General features: G+C 52.9%; 15 protein-coding genes and 1 riboswitch. Of the genes, 7 read left to right on the top strand and 8 right to left on the bottom strand.

Going from position 1 to position 16975, the window contains the following annotated elements; all coding sequences use genetic code 11:
* Window positions 1-70: 70 nt before the first annotated feature.
* Together H8B09_RS15795 and H8B09_RS15790 are read left to right on the top strand one after the other, a co-directional pair.
* Complete coding sequence (locus H8B09_RS15795; RefSeq protein ID WP_191204455.1) at window positions 71-1552, top strand: alpha-L-fucosidase; 1482 nt, start codon at window positions 71-73, stop codon at window positions 1550-1552.
* A gap of 117 nt (window positions 1553-1669) precedes the next feature.
* Window positions 1670-2911 (top strand): HNH endonuclease, encoded by a 1242-nt coding sequence (locus H8B09_RS15790; RefSeq protein WP_191204454.1) that lies wholly within the window; start codon window positions 1670-1672, stop codon window positions 2909-2911.
* Window positions 2912-2965: 54 nt separating this feature from the next.
* On the opposite strand, the gene H8B09_RS15785 is transcribed toward H8B09_RS15790, so the two are convergent.
* Both H8B09_RS15785 and H8B09_RS15780 read right to left on the bottom strand, forming a co-directional pair.
* Complete coding sequence (locus H8B09_RS15785) at window positions 2966-3517, bottom strand: hypothetical protein (protein WP_191204453.1); 552 nt, start codon at window positions 3515-3517, stop codon at window positions 2966-2968.
* Between the two features lie 162 nt (window positions 3518-3679).
* The gene (locus tag H8B09_RS15780; RefSeq protein WP_191204452.1) at window positions 3680-4306 is read right to left on the bottom strand and encodes a DUF1796 family putative cysteine peptidase; all 627 of its coding nucleotides are present in this window, start codon (window positions 4304-4306) and stop codon (window positions 3680-3682) included.
* A gap of 136 nt (window positions 4307-4442) precedes the next feature.
* On the opposite strand from H8B09_RS15780, the gene H8B09_RS15775 reads away from it, so the two are divergent.
* The 3 genes from H8B09_RS15775 to H8B09_RS15765 all read left to right on the top strand — a co-directional run bounded on the left by H8B09_RS15775 (window position 4443) and on the right by H8B09_RS15765 (window position 6594).
* Complete coding sequence (locus H8B09_RS15775; protein WP_191204451.1) at window positions 4443-4823, top strand: hypothetical protein; 381 nt, start codon at window positions 4443-4445, stop codon at window positions 4821-4823.
* A 27-nt stretch (window positions 4824-4850) separates the two neighbouring features.
* The gene (locus H8B09_RS15770; protein ID WP_191204450.1) at window positions 4851-5624 is read left to right on the top strand and encodes an FkbM family methyltransferase; all 774 of its coding nucleotides are present in this window, start codon (window positions 4851-4853) and stop codon (window positions 5622-5624) included.
* Window positions 5625-5796: 172 nt separating this feature from the next.
* Entirely contained in the window at window positions 5797-6594 is a 798-nt protein-coding gene (locus tag H8B09_RS15765; protein WP_191204449.1) for a CAP domain-containing protein, read from the top strand.
* A gap of 417 nt (window positions 6595-7011) precedes the next feature.
* Here the strand turns inward: H8B09_RS15765 and H8B09_RS15760 are convergent, their stop codons facing one another.
* From H8B09_RS15760 to H8B09_RS15745, 4 genes are all read right to left on the bottom strand, one after another.
* Entirely contained in the window at window positions 7012-8382 is a 1371-nt protein-coding gene (locus H8B09_RS15760; protein ID WP_191204448.1) for a glycosyltransferase family 4 protein, read from the bottom strand.
* Complete coding sequence (locus H8B09_RS15755; RefSeq protein ID WP_191204447.1) at window positions 8334-10487, bottom strand: glycosyltransferase; 2154 nt, start codon at window positions 10485-10487, stop codon at window positions 8334-8336. Before H8B09_RS15755 ends, H8B09_RS15760 begins: the two co-directional genes overlap by 49 nt.
* A 73-nt stretch (window positions 10488-10560) precedes the next feature.
* Window positions 10561-11538 carry a GDP-mannose 4,6-dehydratase gene (locus H8B09_RS15750; protein ID WP_191204446.1) on the bottom strand — a complete coding sequence of 326 codons (978 nt, stop codon included), beginning with the start codon at window positions 11536-11538 and terminating at the stop codon, window positions 10561-10563.
* A 7-nt stretch (window positions 11539-11545) separates the two neighbouring features.
* Window positions 11546-12571 carry a mannose-1-phosphate guanylyltransferase gene (locus H8B09_RS15745; protein WP_191204445.1) on the bottom strand — a complete coding sequence of 342 codons (1026 nt, stop codon included), beginning with the start codon at window positions 12569-12571 and terminating at the stop codon, window positions 11546-11548.
* A 292-nt stretch (window positions 12572-12863) separates the two neighbouring features.
* A riboswitch (cyclic di-AMP (ydaO/yuaA leader) is annotated at window positions 12864-13045 on the top strand.
* A 9-nt stretch (window positions 13046-13054) separates the two neighbouring features.
* Here H8B09_RS15745 and H8B09_RS15740 point away from each other — a divergent pair.
* The gene (locus tag H8B09_RS15740; RefSeq protein WP_191204444.1) at window positions 13055-13741 is read left to right on the top strand and encodes a 3D domain-containing protein; all 687 of its coding nucleotides are present in this window, start codon (window positions 13055-13057) and stop codon (window positions 13739-13741) included.
* A gap of 166 nt (window positions 13742-13907) precedes the next feature.
* On the opposite strand, the gene H8B09_RS15735 is transcribed toward H8B09_RS15740, so the two are convergent.
* A complete protein-coding gene (locus tag H8B09_RS15735; protein ID WP_191204443.1) occupies window positions 13908-14777 on the bottom strand; it encodes a polysaccharide deacetylase family protein in 870 nt (289 codons plus the stop codon).
* An 88-nt stretch (window positions 14778-14865) separates the two neighbouring features.
* On the bottom strand, window positions 14866-15741 hold the full coding sequence (locus H8B09_RS15730; RefSeq protein WP_191204442.1) for a sugar phosphate isomerase/epimerase family protein: 876 nt from the start codon (window positions 15739-15741) through the stop codon (window positions 14866-14868).
* A gap of 264 nt (window positions 15742-16005) precedes the next feature.
* Here H8B09_RS15730 and H8B09_RS15725 point away from each other — a divergent pair, with 264 nt between their 5' ends.
* Window positions 16006-16758 carry an IclR family transcriptional regulator gene (locus H8B09_RS15725; RefSeq protein ID WP_191204441.1) on the top strand — a complete coding sequence of 251 codons (753 nt, stop codon included), beginning with the start codon at window positions 16006-16008 and terminating at the stop codon, window positions 16756-16758.
* The last annotated feature ends 217 nt before the right edge of the window (window positions 16759-16975 follow it).

The raw sequence follows: 16975 nt of genomic DNA, 5'->3' as shown, positions 1-16975 counted from the left end.
AAGCGAGGATGGAGTGGATATAATGAAGCTATCCAATATCGATCACACATGCAGGAGGTTTGCAGACCATATGAAGCTATCGGAACACCAGCAATCGAAGCAGCAGTCCATACTATCGCAGGCGCGTCAAGTGTCGAAGCAGGGACCGTTCCAGCCTGAATGGGATTCACTGAAGCAATTCCAAGTACCGGAATGGTACGAGCGGGCGAAGTTCGGCATTTTCATTCACTGGGGCTTGTTTGCCGTGCCTGCCTTCAATAATGAATGGTATTCACGCAACATGTATCAAGAGGGAACACCGGAGTGGAAGCACCATGCGGAGACGTTTGGACCTCACACGGAGTTCGGCTACAAGGACTTCATTCCGATGTTCCAAGCGGAGAAATTCGATGCCGATCAATGGACCGATCTATTCGTGAAGTCGGGTGCGCGTTATGTCATCCCTGTAGCGGAGCATCACGATGGGTTCCAAATGTACGGCAGCGAGCTGTCGGAATGGAACGCCGTGCAGATGGGACCACGTAAAGATATTATTGCAGAGCTAGGCGCTGCGGCGCGCGCTCGCGGCTTGAAGTTCGGCGTATCGAGTCACCGTGCAGAGCACTGGTGGTTCTTCGATGGCGGCCGCAAGTTCCCTTCGGATGTGCAGGATCCGGCATTCGAATCGTTCTACGGACCCGCAGCCGAGGGGCCGGAGGACCATCATGATCCGTCGCTGGCTCCTCCTGATGCCGCTTACCTCGATGATTGGCTGGCACGGACGTGCGAGCTAGCAGATAAGTATGCGCCGGACATCGTCTATTTTGACTGGTGGATTCAACAGCATGCATTCGAGCCGTACTTGCAGCAGTTCGCTTCCTATTACTATAACCTAAGTGCGGAGCGGAACCAGCCGGTTGCGATTAACTACAAATATAAGAGCTTCCCGGAAGGCACGGCTATCTATGATGTTGAACGCGGTCAACTGAAGGGCATTCGCGAACCTTTCTGGCAGACGGATACGGCCGTGTCGTACAACAGCTGGTGTTATGTGAAGGAGCAGCATTACAAACCGGTTGAAGACATTGTGAGCGACTTGGTTGATATCGTGAGCAAAAATGGTTCGCTTCTGCTCAACATTGGACCGAAGGCAGACGGAACGCTGCCGGATGAAGAGATCGCGATGCTGGAGACGATTGGCGAGTGGCTGTCCCTTAACGGGGAAGCGATCTATGATTCGAAGCATTGGACGATCTACGGCGAAGGTCCGACGGATGTACCGGAAGGTGCGTTCTCGGATGGCAAGCGGGACAAATTTACGCATAGGGATATTCGTTTCACGGTCAAAGACAACGTGCTGTACGCAATCACGCTGCGCAATCCAGGTGCCGAAGATATCGTGATCGAATCGCTTGGGGAAGCGGCTGGATTGTATAAAGAAAGCATCGCGCGCATCGATCGGCTTGGCTGGGAAGGCGAAGTGCAATGGGTGCGCGGGCAGGAAGCATTGACGATTCGTGGTGTTGAGACGGAGGGCGTACTTCCCGTTGTTTTCCGCATCACACAGGCTTAACGGCCGTGACCATTTCCATTGATTCCTTGCGATAAGTGTAGATTTTGGGTAACATGAAGGAAAGTTTGCTACTAGCCTTTGTCCAGTCAGCACACAGGGAACGGAGCGGAAATGGGCATGTCGAATATTCAATGCGCCGGCTGCGGCGCCGAGAAACCGCCGGAAGCGTATCCGAAGCGGTCGGGACGACAGACACGGCGCGGAGTTTGCCGCGCTTGTCTGCGTTCGCGCAAGCGGCTGCGTGCATTAGGCAATGAGCACGCGGAACCGCCCGCAGCGCAAACGCTTTACGGCGAGCAGGCCGCTGCCAGCGAGTCGGGCGCCCAAGCAGCCGATGCCGCGGGCGCGGCCAGCGTCACCGCAGATACTGCGGGCGAGCAGCCGAAGCGCAAACGCAAGAGGAATCGCAGGCGTGGCAAGCGGGCGAAGAAGAAAGCTGCGCTGGAAGCGAGAATAGATGAAGCGGCAGATACGCAATTAACATCGGTCGCGGAGACAACAGTAGACACGGAGCATGAGAAGGACCTTGCCGAATCCATCAATGCCGATCGGAACGACCATGAGATTGCTGCTTATGAAGGGTCCAACGAAGACGCGGCGGTTTCAGAGCAAGAGAGCGGCGACAAGCGCAAACGAAAGCGCAAACGGAGACGCCGCAGCAAGAAGAAGGGCACAATCAGCGTCTCAAGTATTTCCGATGAAGAGGATCATACGGCGGAGTTGCAATCCTCTAATGAAGACTCGTCAGAGCTGCTGTCTAGCGCCAACCCTTCTGCTGACTCGGAGGGGCGATCTGCGGAGTACAATGAAGAAGAGGCTCCTGCCAAGCGCAAGCGGAAACGAAAGCGTCGGCGGCGCAAAGGGAAGCAGAACGCAGAAGGAGAAGCGCCGATTCCGGAGGTTGAAGCACCGAAGCGGCCAGCCATCCGACCGCCGAACAAACGAATCGTTCCGTTCAAAGGGCCTTTCACCTTTGATGCAACGATTCTGAATGATAAGGGCACAGGGATGATCCGGCTTCGCGGGCGGCGTGAGACCGGCAAGCGCTGGCATACGGAGATCGACAAAGAGATTGCGGTTCGAATGGTGCAGGAAGGAGCCGCGGGCATTATCCACCCAAGGCTTATTCATAAGCTGTATACGAAGAGCGATTTCCGACTGCTCATTCTGCAGCGGGATAACTATGTATGCCGCTACTGCGGCCAATTCGGCGATACGATCGACCACGTGATGCCGAAGTCCAAAGGCGGCTTGTCGTCGCCGATGAACTGCGTTTGCGCTTGCAGCGACTGCAATTTGCTGAAGGCTGACAAGCTCGATTTTCCATATCCGGACGATCTGGACGAATTAGATGAATAATTACAATTAACGCCTTCATACCCGCTTCTGCTGCGGAGATGAAGGCGTTGTTCGTTAGCGCGCATTGGCAAGGTCCGGCAGTGTAAGCCAGTCGTAACGATGCGCGTTGTTATAGATTTCTTCTAGATCGAACACAATGGGAATGACGTAGTCACCCTTGTAATATGTTTTCTCAGCGATCTGCTGCATCGGTACTTTGAACGACACACGAAGTGCTCGACAGAATACGGGCTCGAGCAGCGTTACACAATATTTGAGGTTGAAAGTCTGGCAGCAGTGGACGGCGGTCGACACAAGCTCGCCCGAATAGCGGAGTCCCCGGAACTGATGGAGCAGTGCGAATTTGTCGATTTCACCAATGCTTCCTTGGTTGGCAATAATGGATGGGTGTTCGGCGAACGGAGCAATCTCGTCAATCGTGCTGTGACCTAGGACATAGGGTTTAATCTCGGATGTACCGACAACTTGGCCTTCGGGTGTAGCAACCACATAGCGGGCAAGCACGCTGCGGGAATATTCGAGCTCGTACCCTTTCTCACGCCAAACAGTTTCCCATACTTGATTGAATTGCACCAGGTCATGAGCGGTTTCTACTTGTCTGTACATCAAATTCTTCCTTTCCTTCTTCGATTATGGTCATCACGAGCCTGCAAATATTGTGTTTGTTCACCCTCCAATTCCTTCATTTGACAACTATAGTATCACTATTCTATTAAAAAAAGATAGGTCGCTGGTCTGATTATGGGAAAAATTGTAGATCAATGACAGTTAAGATTTGTACTTTACATGCTGAAGGATGTGCCTCCAATAGGCATCATTGTCGTGCCAGATGTCATTCTGGCTGGGCAGCATGACCCCGCATGTATGCTTGTGGGGCCAGTGGTTCTCGACAAGACTGGGTACAGGGTTATGGTTAACGAGCAGAATGTGGAATTCTCCTGTTACGATGGACGCTAACGCCTTCTCCAACTCAAGCGCCTCCTCTGGCAACCCGCCTGTACGAACGAACAGAATACGCTTCGAGCTGGCAGCCTTGCTTAAGAAGCGTTCGATTCGACGGTCCATTTTGGTACGGAAACCATCATAGTCGGGCCATTGTGCAGCTGTATTGCGTGGAAAAGGGAAATCATGAACGATGATCATGTCGTTGTCGACATCCCGGAGGAGGATGAAGTTGTTCAGCGTCGTATGGTAGACCAGATTGTGCCGATGGGCAAAATTCGAGAATCGGCTGCGAATCATTCGAGTGACGTTCGGCAGATGCATGACATCGACCCAGTCCAGCACCCCGGTGTAGGGCCGAATCCCGTTGCGTTCCAGTTGAATGGCAGGGAGACAGTTCATCCCTAAGCTGAATATGGCATCGTATTGTCCTGCAATCTCGCGAAGCTCCATGCATATCTCCACTCTTTCTTATTCTTCTTACTCTATTCTATGAATGCGATTGATCGCCCGTACGGGCGAACTCTATCACTCATATAATAGAACGATTAGTTGCCGCATCACGGATGAGAGGAGATAGGGGCAGAAGATGAAGAAGGCGGAGTATCGAATCGAGAAGCATCAAATGGTACCTTTTCTGCTCACCGACTGGGAGGTGCCGATTGCGAGGCTTACGATTACAACAACACAGCCGAACAGACGGGTGAAGCTTGATTTCGAGATAGGCTGGAGCAGGCCGCATACCGCTGATCTGGGCGAGCTTGAGATTGTGATTCGTCAATCGTCGGGCGCAGGTACTGAGTTGTTTCGCGAATCGGAGATGTGTCATTGGAACGCGATGATGACGATGGATTGCGAGGTTGCGATTCCAGTCGCGGGGACTTATACGTATTACATGAATGCAGTGTCAGTTGGCCGACGTGCCATTCTTAATGGACCGATTTATTGGTATGAGGCATCTAACTCATAGCTTGAATACATCAGGAGGGATATGATCATGAAGACGACTTGGCTGCGGATGCCCAATTATCCAACCCCTTATGCGCTCAGCTCGAATGACGGAGATATGATATTGGCTGGCATCGAGAAGAGCGGCGGCTATTATGAGCCTCACATTATGAATGCACTGCGGAATATTGTGAAGACCAATGCAGTTTGTCTCGATATTGGAGCTAATATTGGCGCGATTTCGTTAGGGATGAGTACTTATGCTTCGAAGGGCAAGGTATTTGCTTTCGAACCTTCGGCCGAGAACTTCAACTACTTGGCCTACAACATGTCTCAGAACCGGAAGACGAATGTCGAACCGCTCAAGCTAGGTGTGTTTGATCAAAATACGGAAATGCAATTTTCATATATTGATTTTGGCGGCGGTTGGTCACATATAACGACGGAGCATGCGGAGCGGGGATTTCAAGAAACGGTCCAATGCGTCCGTATTGACGACTGGGTGAAGGAACGGAACCTGAAGGCGCTTGATCTGATCAAGCTGGACGTTGAAGGAGCGGAGGTGCCGGCATTGAAAGGGATGGAGAAGACAATCGCATCGTTCAAGCCAGACCTGATTGTTGAATTCAACCCGACCGCGCAGCAAACGATCTTCGATGAAGAGCCGCGACTATTGTATAATACGCTGAATCGATTGTATCCCAATCTGTATATTCTCGACTTTAACTATACCGCACCTCGACTGGTCAGCTTCGAACAGCTGATGGCAATGTTTCATGGCGGCCGCGAAGTTGTCGATTTGTATTGCACATTTAAAGGCTAATTCGATGAGAATGAATATGAAAACAATTAGGTTTCTGTGAGAACAATCTAATCTTTCCCAGTATCTGCGTCATGATTATGAATACTCCCCGTGTTAAGATGAATGGCATCGAAGGGAAGTCGTCAGTCTTCTCTCGAAATGACATCTTTGACAATCCGAGGAGGACGAATGCATGAACAAGCAATATATTCGCAAGACTGTCGTTGGCGCCGTTATCGCTGGGATGGCGTTCGCAGGCATCGGGGCAGCATCAGGCCAAGCTTCCGCTGCTACGATTAATCCATCACAGTTTCAAACGATTGTAGTAAGCAACAGCTCCGAGCTTAGCAAGCTCGCATCCCAGTATGGGATCACGATAGATTGGAATTCGATCTGGAACCAGATCGGCAATGGTACAGTGACGGTAACGAAGCCAAGCACGGGAACGGGCAGTGGTACAACGACGACGACGAAGCCGAGCACAGGAACAGGAACAGGCAGCGGCACGACGACAACGACGAAGCCAAGTACGGGGACTGGCAGCGGTACAACGACGACGACGAAACCAAGCACAGGTACGTCGACGGGAGGTACAGGTACCAGCACGGGTACGAACACGAGCACAAGCACATATGCGCAGCAGGTTGTAACGCTTGTGAACCAAGAACGCGCGAAGGCGGGCTTGTCCGCGCTGACTACCGATTCGCTTCTTAACACCGTTGCTTATGATAAAGCGAAGGATATGGCGGTTAACAATTACTTCAGCCATACTTCGCCGACATATGGCTCGCCATTTGATATGATGACCGCGTACGGCGTGAAATATTCGTATGCGGGCGAGAACATCGCAGCTGGTCAGAAGACGCCGCAAGAGGTTATGAATGCATGGATGAACAGTGCAGGCCACAAGGCGAACATTCTGAGCCCGAACTTCAAAAAGATTGGCGTTGGCTATTACAACGGCGAGTGGGTACAAGAATTCACGGGCTAATTCCGAACTATATATTAATGAAGAAAGGCGCTGCAGGGTAACCTGCGGCGCCTTTTTGACGTTGGGCTTAGCATCCTCACCTCGACGGGAAAAAAGTCGCAAATAGTGCCGCCTGCGTTCGTTACCCGGGAAAACCGCTGATTAGTTGTTTATTAGCGTCGTATTGGTTCTTTAGAAAAGTTCTGGATATGAGAATCCATTAGATACATTAAAATACATTAAAATACGCTAACGAAGCAGCGCTCTATGCCAGCCTTCATTAGATACATTAAAGTTTATTAATGAAGAGAAATTCGTCAGTTCAAGTGGATAGCAAGCGAGGTCTCTCGGCATCGAGCGAATAGCATGCATGATCTCCACTTAACGAACCGCCTGCTTGCGCTGCCCAACAGCGAACATAACAACGCCGGATGCTCGTTACAGTACTCCGATCTCTGTCAGACGACTTCGCATCGCAGCACCAAGTACGGCCGGGTTGTAGAGAGAGGCAATGGTATGAGAAGCTGCTGCGCCAAGCCGATAGCCAATGCCTCGATTGGACACAAGCTGCTCCATATAGGACGCTGCGTGGCGCAGGTCGGGGTCTGCCCACCAGCCTCCCGCTTGATAAGGACCAACCGTAACCGGATTCGGCACGAGCGTATAGCGGACAGGGCACCCGTTGCCCAGTTGGAGGAAGTCTGTATTCCCGGACCAGTCTGTCGCGATGACGGGCTTACTCATCGCCATTGCCTCTGCGATGGCAAGGCCGAACCCTTCGGCACGATGCAGCGATACATAGGCGTCACAGCATGCAAGGAGTCCGGCTGTCTGCTGCCTTGTCATAGGTGCCTCGATCCAATACACATTGCGGCAGCCGGCTATTCGCTGCTTCAGGAGCTCTAACGCGGCCCCGCCAGCATTCGCATGGTTGGCTTTCACAACGAGCCCGACGGCTGGATTAATTGCTCCGAAGGCGTGGAGGAACGCATCAAGTGCGCCAATCGGGTTCTTGCGTTCGACGAAGCTGTGGGTGTCGAACATCGTTAAGAACAAGAAGCTATCGTCCGGTAAGCCATATGCTGCACGACTGCTTTGTTGAACGCCTCGGGCTGCCGGGACCGCGATGCCATATGGCATCGTCAGCACAGGCACCGGACTTTTCATCGCAACGACATCTCGAACGAACCGGGAAGGTGTCCAGATTTCTCGTACATAAGGCCAGCTATCCGACCAACTGTCCGGAATATCAGTCATTTCCCAGTGCCAATACCCAATTGTGTGTTTGCGATCAACGAGCTGATGTCCAAGCCGTCCGAGCACATGGAGCATATAATCGGGATTGAATTGCATAATCGTACACTTGTGAACGGGAGCGCCAATCTCCAGATGAGCCCAGGATAAATCGGACGCATTGCCCATTGATAACGAATCACAACTGATGATGGAGGCAGGTACACCGGCGCTTAATAAAGAAGCTGCCTGAAGCCTGCACGCTTCACCAAGCCCAGAGTCGGAACGGCTGAAGCCGACGATCTGTACACCGGGCATACCTTCAAGCTCAGGCGGCGGTGGAGCGACAGGCAGCGGAGCAAGCTGCGCACCGCCGCCTGCAACTACACGGGCTCTGCCGCTCGTATAGCGGCGCCGTGTACGTCCGCTCTTGCGGACTGCTCCATTCCACTGGGATCGCGTACGGGAACCTTTCCGCGCGCGAGAGGCCGCCCGCCGCGTACGCCTATGACGTGCGGCCCGCTTGCTCATAGCATCAGCAGCCGATTCTTCATTCTTGCGGCTGCGTGGTCCCATGTGAAACGGCTGTGCATATCGGCGGCTGCGATTCGACCTTTCTCTGCCGCTTCCTGCGGATGATCTGCGACATAACGCATTAATTCGATCATATGATCAAGATCGGGTTCAGCCCAGTTGAAGCCGTGGTAGTAGACGCATCTTGCTTCTGCAGGCACGAGTCGTTTTACGCGCAGCGGGTAACTGTTCGATTCGTTCATAAACTCGGTCTGCGCGCTCCAGTTGGTCGCGATGACGGGGAGACCGCTTGCCATCGCCTCTAGAATCGGCATGCCCCAGCCTTCGCCGCGAGTCGGCAGAATGAAGCAGTCCGCCGAGCGATACAGGCTGCCCATCCAGTGGGAAGGGATTTTATCGTTATGCAGCACAAGGATGCGGTCTGCTGCAGAGCCTAGTCTCAGCTTACGAATTTCAGTTGGGACGTCGATCGTTGGATCATTGTTAATGATTTTGCAGACGAGCCGAACATCGTCCCGCCCGTGGAACGCTGCGGCGAATGCTTCGAACAGCGTTTCCGGCGATTTGCGCTCACCCCACTCGAACACGGAGAGGAAGGTGAACTTGTCGTCGAAGAACCGTTTGCCGCGAATCCCGGGGTGAAAGTATTCAGGATCTACGCCGAGAGGCATCACATGAATCGGCACCCGGACGCCGCTGTCGCGGAACGTCTGAAGATTGAATCGGGACGGTACCCATACCTCGTTCATCGCATTACATTGTTGTACCCAGTCTGCAGGGAGGCCGTCGACCTCCAGCATCGTGTAACCGATTTTGTAGTCGCCGTCATTTCTGAAGAACACGTCGCCCTGCCCATAAACGATATGGATGCGATCGCCCGCTGTGGACCGCTTTTTGAACAAATTAATCCGATTGTCCGGTCCTGTTTCGGGTTCGCCGAATGGCAGCGGCGTTCCTGGACCGTACACATATCGGTAGGATACTTTCACATGACTGCGGTCGAGTGCAAGCATCAGGTTTCTTGATGTTTCGGTATATCCGTACAAGGATAGGAATGCGAGCGACTGCCAGTTCACCCGGCTCTCGTAGCGCGATTCAAGCGGGGCAGCCCACTTGCTCCGGAATATTTCACGAGACCTGTTGTACATATCCCAGAAGTTGACCCCGTTTACGCGCGTGGACGTGTTGTGGTAGTGATGCAAGGTGACACGTCCGTCGCATACGACGCGATAGCCCGACATAATCGCCTTCAAGCAGTAGTCCGTATCTTCGAAGTAGGAGAAATATTCGGGATCGAGGAAGCCGATGCGCTGGATAAGTTCTCTTTTCAAGTATGCTGTTGCAAAGATAATGCCCTGCACATCGCGAATACTCGTGTATTGGCGCAGGTCATGTTCTTCGCCGCCGATCTGCTGGCCTGTTAGATCATCAGGCAGGATGTAGGTGCCTGCATGATGCAGCTGGCCCTCAGGTCCGTGCAGACGGCAGCCGACAATGCCGATGTCACGCGACCGGTAGGCTGTCTCCTGCAGCTTCGACAGCCAATCATGCTGCTCGGCGAGAATATCGTTGTTGAGCAGGACGATATCGCTGTCGGGCCTTGCATACGGGAGTGCGGCATTATTGCCTGCTACGAAGCCGATATTGAAAGGATGGGGAATGAGCTTCACCCATGGAATCGATTGTAAGTAGCTGACCGTACCATCCGTGCTGCCGTTGTCGAATACGAGCACCTCGGTCATCCCCGCTTGCAAGGAAGGTTGAAGGGCATCCAGACATTTGCGCGTATAGTCAATACCGTTCCATGTCAGGATGATAATCGTAATGGGACGGATCAGCGGCTTCTTATCGATGACAACCGGCTCATTCGCATGACCGGGATCGAAGGTGCCGTATTGTGGATCGCGTTCATAACGCTCCCAGACGGAGACAGCGGCTTGCGAAGGCATTGTTCTAACGTGCGTGGCACGTTTTCTGCGTTTGCTTATGATGCGCCGTCGGCGCTTTCTAATCGTGCCGCGTTTGCGCCGCAGCTTGGAGGCCTTAGAAAATTTAGAAGCTTTCGAGCGGGAACGGATCGATCGTTTGCGTGTGCGGGAAGAACGGGATTTGGCGCGGGCTGAGCTTCTCGCTGAACGGGATGGCATGAGGATTCACCTGCCCTCTTGGAATCGGAGTGGGATACAACTTATCGGAAGGAGGAACTTGTCATGTCTTGCACTAGCCCTTATCGAGCTCGAGCTTATCTCGCCAATAGTCGAGCACCTCACGCATGGTCGTCTCGATTGGAATCTCAGGCTGCCAGCCGGTCAGGCTGGAGAACTTGGCTGCATCGCCGATAACGATCGGTACGTCCGATGGACGCATCCGCGCGGCATCTTGTTCAATCGTAACTGTGATCGGCGATAGCGACAGCAGCAGCTGCAGCAGGCTGCCGATGGACCAACTGCGTCCAGATGCGATGTTATAGCATTCACCTGGCGTACCGTGCTGTATCGCTAGCCAGTAGGCGCGTACAACGTCCCGGACGTCAGTGAAGTCGCGCTCGGCGTCCAGATTGCCGACATAGAGAACGGGTGGACGGAGGCCTTTCTCGATCTCTGCGATTTGCTTGGCAAAGCTGGACGTAACGAAATGTTCGTTCTGCCGGGGGCCGATATGATTAAACGTCCGCATCCGAACGACGGGTACGCCGTATTGCCGATAATATTGCACGGCTAGAAAGTCCTGTGCGATTTTGCTGATTGCATAAGGATTCATTGGTCGAAGCGGGTTAAGCTCCGTAACGGGCAGTTCGTCTGCATGAACCTCGCCGTATTCTTCGCTTGAACCTGCAATGAGCACCTTGGTGGGCAGCCCCTGTTGACGAATGGAATCCAGCAAGTTCACTTGGCCTGCTACGTTGTTATGAATCGTGTCGCTGGGCGATGCCCAGGAGGCGGGGACGAAGCTTTGGGCAGCCAGATGGAACAAATAATCAGGACGTTCGGCCGCAAGGAGTGCATCGACTGCAGCGGCGTCTCGAAGCTCGCATTCCACATGACGAACGTCCTTGATCGACGGTATGTCAAATCGTTTCCCGTCTTGCTGACTGTTGTGGGCGCGGTAGGTGCCGATGACCTCCACGCCATCATTGAGCAGCAAGGATGCAAGGTGGCTGCCGACAAACCCGGTGATGCCCGTAAGGAGTGCTTTCATGCTTGCATCACCTCGTAGACTCGTTCAGCCAATGTTTCAAACGCGGCTCCTCGGAACGATGGCAGACGAGCAAACCATGTGGAGTAGAGACGACAATCAGGTCTGATACGCCGATAAGCAGCGTCTCTGTCTCGGAGTAGACGGTATTGCCCTCGCTTTCAAACAACCGAATGGCGCCTTGCGCGACATTGCCGAATGAGTCGGATGCATGACGCCGGCGGAATGCAGCCCACGATCCGATATCGTCCCAACCGCAGTCGATTGGAATGCAGCGGATTTCATCGGTTTTCTCCAATACGGCATAGTCGATCGACAGCTCGGGAATAGCCGCATAAGCCAAGGTGGCATCGCCGTCATGTTCGATAAACGGCTGCCATAACTTGGGCTCCCTGAGGATAACATGATGCATAATCGAGGAAGGACGCCAGGCGACAATGCCGCTGTTCCAATATACGTTGTGCTGCTTAATCAGCATCTCCGCCGTTGACGCATCCGGCTTCTCTAAGAACCGTTTCACTTTATGCAGTACATCTCCCGCATCCGCCCCGGCTTCATCGGCTTCGAGTTCCATGTAACCAAAGCCTGTATCAGGGCGATCCGGACGAATACCGAGCGTAACGATGGCATTATCTGCTGCTGCCGCCTGCGCAGCACGCTCGATGGCGGCAAGATAAATGTCATCATCAGCGATATATTGGTCGGCTGGTACGAATACGATCGGATGATCATCGCCTTTGGCTAGCATGCTGTAAGCGGCATAGGCGATGCAGGCGGCAGTCCCTTTTTGCTCCGGCTCCGTGAAGATTTGATTAGTAGATAGAGAGGGCAATTGGTTGATAACTAGCGGGACGTGCGCGGTTGGCGCTGCAATGTATAGACGTTCATCAGGCACAAGGCGCCGGAATCGGTCAACAGTCTGCTGGATGAGCGTAGGTCCCGAGCCGAATGACAGGAATTGCTTAGGTATCGTTTTGACGCTGCGGGGCCAGAACCGGGTACCTTTGCCGCCGGCCATGATCATGATGTTCATCATGTAATGCAACGACCTCCAATCACGAGCCATCCCGTGTGACGGGACAAACAGCTTCCATATACAAATGCTATGCCATTGTATTCACGCAGGAATCGTGCCTGCAACGGCATTTGTACAAATATCAGACTTTACAAGTTCATGCTTCCTGAAGCGCTTATTTTTCAACGGATTTGAAGTGCTTCAAGCGTTCACAAAAGCAGCGTTCGACGGCTCATTTGGAGTCGGGCGAGAGATGCGCGGAACACGTCGTGGCGGGAATTACCAGTTTCATGCGCCAGTTTAATGTGGTATTGTTTTACGCGAGCCGAAACTAACGTGCGGGGGAGATTCATGGAGATCAGGACAGCCATATATCGCTGTGCTGAATCCTCGGGGTGAATCGCATAAACAGCTGGCATTGCCACTGTTCGATGCGTAGGGTGACTCCTTAACCGAATCCGACAACTAACCTCGTAGGCGTATACAACAGGAGGATATATCATAATGACGCAATTCTCAGTGAAACCGTTTTCACAAAGTTTGAAGCAGTGGGCGCGCACAGCCGCAGCTGTTGTTATTGGCGTCTCGATCGCATGGTCCTCGGCATCTGCTGATGCAGCATCCGTTCATGTAGCGACGAAGACGACGACGTTCTGGACGCTGTCCCAATATTACGGGCTGTCGGTGGGGCAGATTGCCGCGGCTAACCCGAATGTAAACCCGAACAATATTATCGAAGGTCAGCGGCTTACGATTCCGACAATCAACAATACGTTTAAGCTGGCATCTGCGCCTTCAACGACAGTATCAACAGCAGCAAGTGCAGTTAGCAACGACAGCGTAACTGTCAGCGGCAAACAGTTTGATGTCGCTAGAACGATTCAGATGACGGCGACAGCCTATTCTGCAGACCCGGCAGAGAATGGCGGTTGGGGCGGACTTGATTACTTCGGTAATTCGCTTAAGGTAGGTACAGTAGCAGTCGATCCATCCCAGATTGCATTAGGTACGAAGCTGTACATAGTCGGTTACGACTACGCAGGACTCCCAACGGGGGGAATGATCGCTACCGCATTGGACGTAGGAAGTGCAATTAAAGGCAATCGCATTGACCTGTTTGTCCCAGGAACGGCAGCGCAGGTGAGTAATTTCGGCATTCAATATGTAAAGGTGTACGTGCTGGAATCTTAATTCAAAAAGTTTATTGGCTCGCATTACAACAACAAGAAAGCGGAGATGCACAATGCTGCATCTCCGCTTTCTTGTTGTTTACATGGAATGCATTACGGATTCACCATTTTACTAGTGCCTGGCATTCACTGGTCTTGTAGCTTAGCTCGTACATTCTCTCCTTAGGTTACTGCCGTCTGCCGTCTGATGAACCTAGCATTTCGGGTATCGTCACGAGCTCATAACCTTTGTTCCTAAGCATGCGGATAATGACAGGCAGCGCCTCAACGGTGCCCGATAGATCCTGGGTAGAGCCTCCTCCGGCGTGTTGGAGAATGATCGAGCCGGGCTGGAGCGTCTTCTTGACGTTGATAATGACGGAACGGCTCCGCAGGCTGCGCCAATCGACGGAGTCGACGTCCCAGTTCACAACCACGTAGCCATTGCGCTTGGCCCATTGCACCTGAGTCGATCGGATCTCGCCATAAGGAGGCCGAATATAGCGTGGGCTATATCCGACGAGTGGCGCTAGAATGGCATCTGTGCGCGTGATTTGGCGGCGGTACTGTTCGGTTGTCAACTGTGAGAATACCGCATGGTTGTAAGAATGGTTGCCAACCGTATGTCCTTCTCGTTCCATCCGGCGTACGAGCGCAGGATAGCGTGATGCAAGTGAACCGACCACGAAGAAGGTTGCTTTCACCTTATGACGTGCGAGCACATCGAGCACTTTGCCTGTATAGCGCGGATCCGGCACATCGTCGAACGTAAGCGCGGCGCGCCGAACACTGCGCGGACCATGCGTGACGAATGCGCCTGGGTAACGCTTCTCCAGCGAGACCCAGCTCATGGCAGCCTGCTTCCGCTGTTTCTTGCGGGGGCGGGCGTACGAATTGCGCTGCTCGGTCGAGTGCAAGGCATCGCCGTTCTCGATCGAAACAGCTGCACGGTCTTCTACTTCGTGTCTGGCTGCAGAAGGAGAGGCCGCGGCTTCGGTCGGATAGGCGAGCATAAGTGCAAGGACGACCAGCAGACAGGTTCTAGCTTGTCGTTTCATTGGACGTTCTCCCTTCAAACGGAGGGCGGAAAAAGATACAATCCTCGTTGTTTTCTCCGCGGAACGCCAATGTTATACATCGATTCGATTATTCGCTGGTGTGCAATTCCTCCCACCAAGCATGCATCTGGCGGACGAACAGCTGCAGCATTTCGCTGCTGCCCAAAGCGCCGCTGAAATCTTCAATGCCGAAAGCACCTTGGTAGCCAACGGCTTTCAGGTCAGCAAGCACCTGTTTCCACGGCACGATGCCGCCCGCAACTGGCTGCCATGCACAACGCCAGGATGCAGGTTCGAGCGGATCTGTGCTGTCGGTAACAGGCGTCCAGCCCGCATTTTTCACATGGACATGCGCTAGATAAGGTCCTAGCAGCTCGAGGCCCATCCGATATTGCTCGAAGCCTTCATGGATGAGATTGCCCGGATCATACAATACGCCGATATGATCAGGATTACAGCCTTCGACCAGTCGATGTGCAAGCGAAGCGCTTGGTGCGATTGTGTTGTGATGCGTCTCGACAAGCCCTTTGATGCCGTAGCGGCGGGCGAGCTTCTCAGCCTCGCGGATATAGGTACGGCCCTCCTCAAGCAGTTCCCCATAGGGACGGCTGCCGTTGTAGCCAGGAACGCCCAATCGGATATACGATGCGCCCAGTGCGGACGCTACCGTCAGAATCCGTTCTGTTTCCTCTAGATCGCCGCAGGTTAAATAAGGCACAACCGCTAATGATCGAAGTCCATGAGCATCGGTAGCCGCACGGAGATCAGCCAGTAATTCTGGCGAGCTCTCGGGGTCTAACGTGCAGCGATTGTTACCCCAGAAGGAAGGCGGATCATTCTTTATGCTATCGGAGATGCGGGTGCAGCGCCATTCAATGGCGTCAATTCCAGCATTCTTCGCTGTAATAAGCAGTTCTTGCGGCGACAAATCCGGCGTAGCAACGGTAAAGACAGAACAAATCATCGAGTAACATCCCTTCCGGATAAGATTTGTTAAGGATGAATAACAGTAAGGAATTAGGAAAACGTTTACTTGCTCATTGTAACATAGGATTCAGCGGTTGAACGCAGCAGCAATCAATCGAAAGTATCAACCGAAAGTATCATTCGAAAGTCATGGATGGATATTGCTCCATTAGTGAAAATCATGATACAATACCGATATATAAAACCGTGGTTCTGTATATAGAACCTGAATAAGATTTATTGGAATGGAGGCTAGTACCGTTTGACGGACAAATATCAGGTTCCTGCAGTCCGGCGTGCGAACGATGTGATGCTTCTCGTTGCGGCTGAGCCTGCACGACTTCGCCTGATCGATCTCGTAAGAAGGCTCGATGTGAACAAGAGCTCCATGTTCTCGCTGCTGTATACGCTTGAGACGCTTCGATGGATCGAGAAGAACGAGGATGATACGTACTCGCTCGGCTCGACGGCGGGAGCGATCGGCAATGCTTTTTTCAGGCAGTTCGATTTTGTAGCTGCTTTTCATCGGGAGGCTCGCAGCGCTGCGGCACAAGTTGGCGCAACCTTCCAGCTTGCCAGGCTTGAAGGCCGTGAAGTGATCTATCTGGCAATGGAGGAAGCGAAGACGCCGCTTCGGCTTGCATCTTCGCCAGGCGCGCGACTTCCTGCTCACGTAACCGCGCTTGGTAAGGCATTGCTGTCCAGATTGGACGAGCAGACTTTATATGAGCTGTTTCCAGAACCGATGATCGGCGATTCAGCGACGCCTTATTCGATTACAGACCGAGAGACGTTGTTCCGTCAGCTCGAGCAGTTCCGCCAGAGCGGCGTTGCAGAGGAGATGCAGGAAGGTGTCGTCGGCATTTGCTGTGCGGCCGCGCCTGTGTTTCGTCCGGACGGTCATGCCGTTGCAGCCATAAGCTGCTCAATTAGTGTGTTTGAATGGGAAAACAGACGCGAGGCGATCCGCGAAGCGGTAGCCGCCGCAGCGAACCGTATTTCCGGTCTCGCATAACGAAGAAGATCGCAAATAGCTAAGCGTATGCTTTCGAAGCGAGCAATTTGCCAGCAAGCAGCAGTTTCAAGGATGAAGCAAATAGCTAAGAGTATGCTTTCGAAGCAAGCAATTTGCTTGCAAGCAGTGGATTCGAGGAAGAAAGCAAATTGCTAAGCATATGCTTCCGAAGCGAGCAATTTGCCAGCAAGCAGCAGTTTCAAGGATGAAGCAAATT

It is taken from the genome of Paenibacillus terricola, from assembly GCF_014779765.1.
GTDB lineage: Bacteria > Bacillota > Bacilli > Paenibacillales > Paenibacillaceae > Paenibacillus_T > Paenibacillus_T terricola.
Note: the sequence above shows the minus strand (reverse complement) of the source record. Positions and strands in the feature narration are given on the sequence as shown.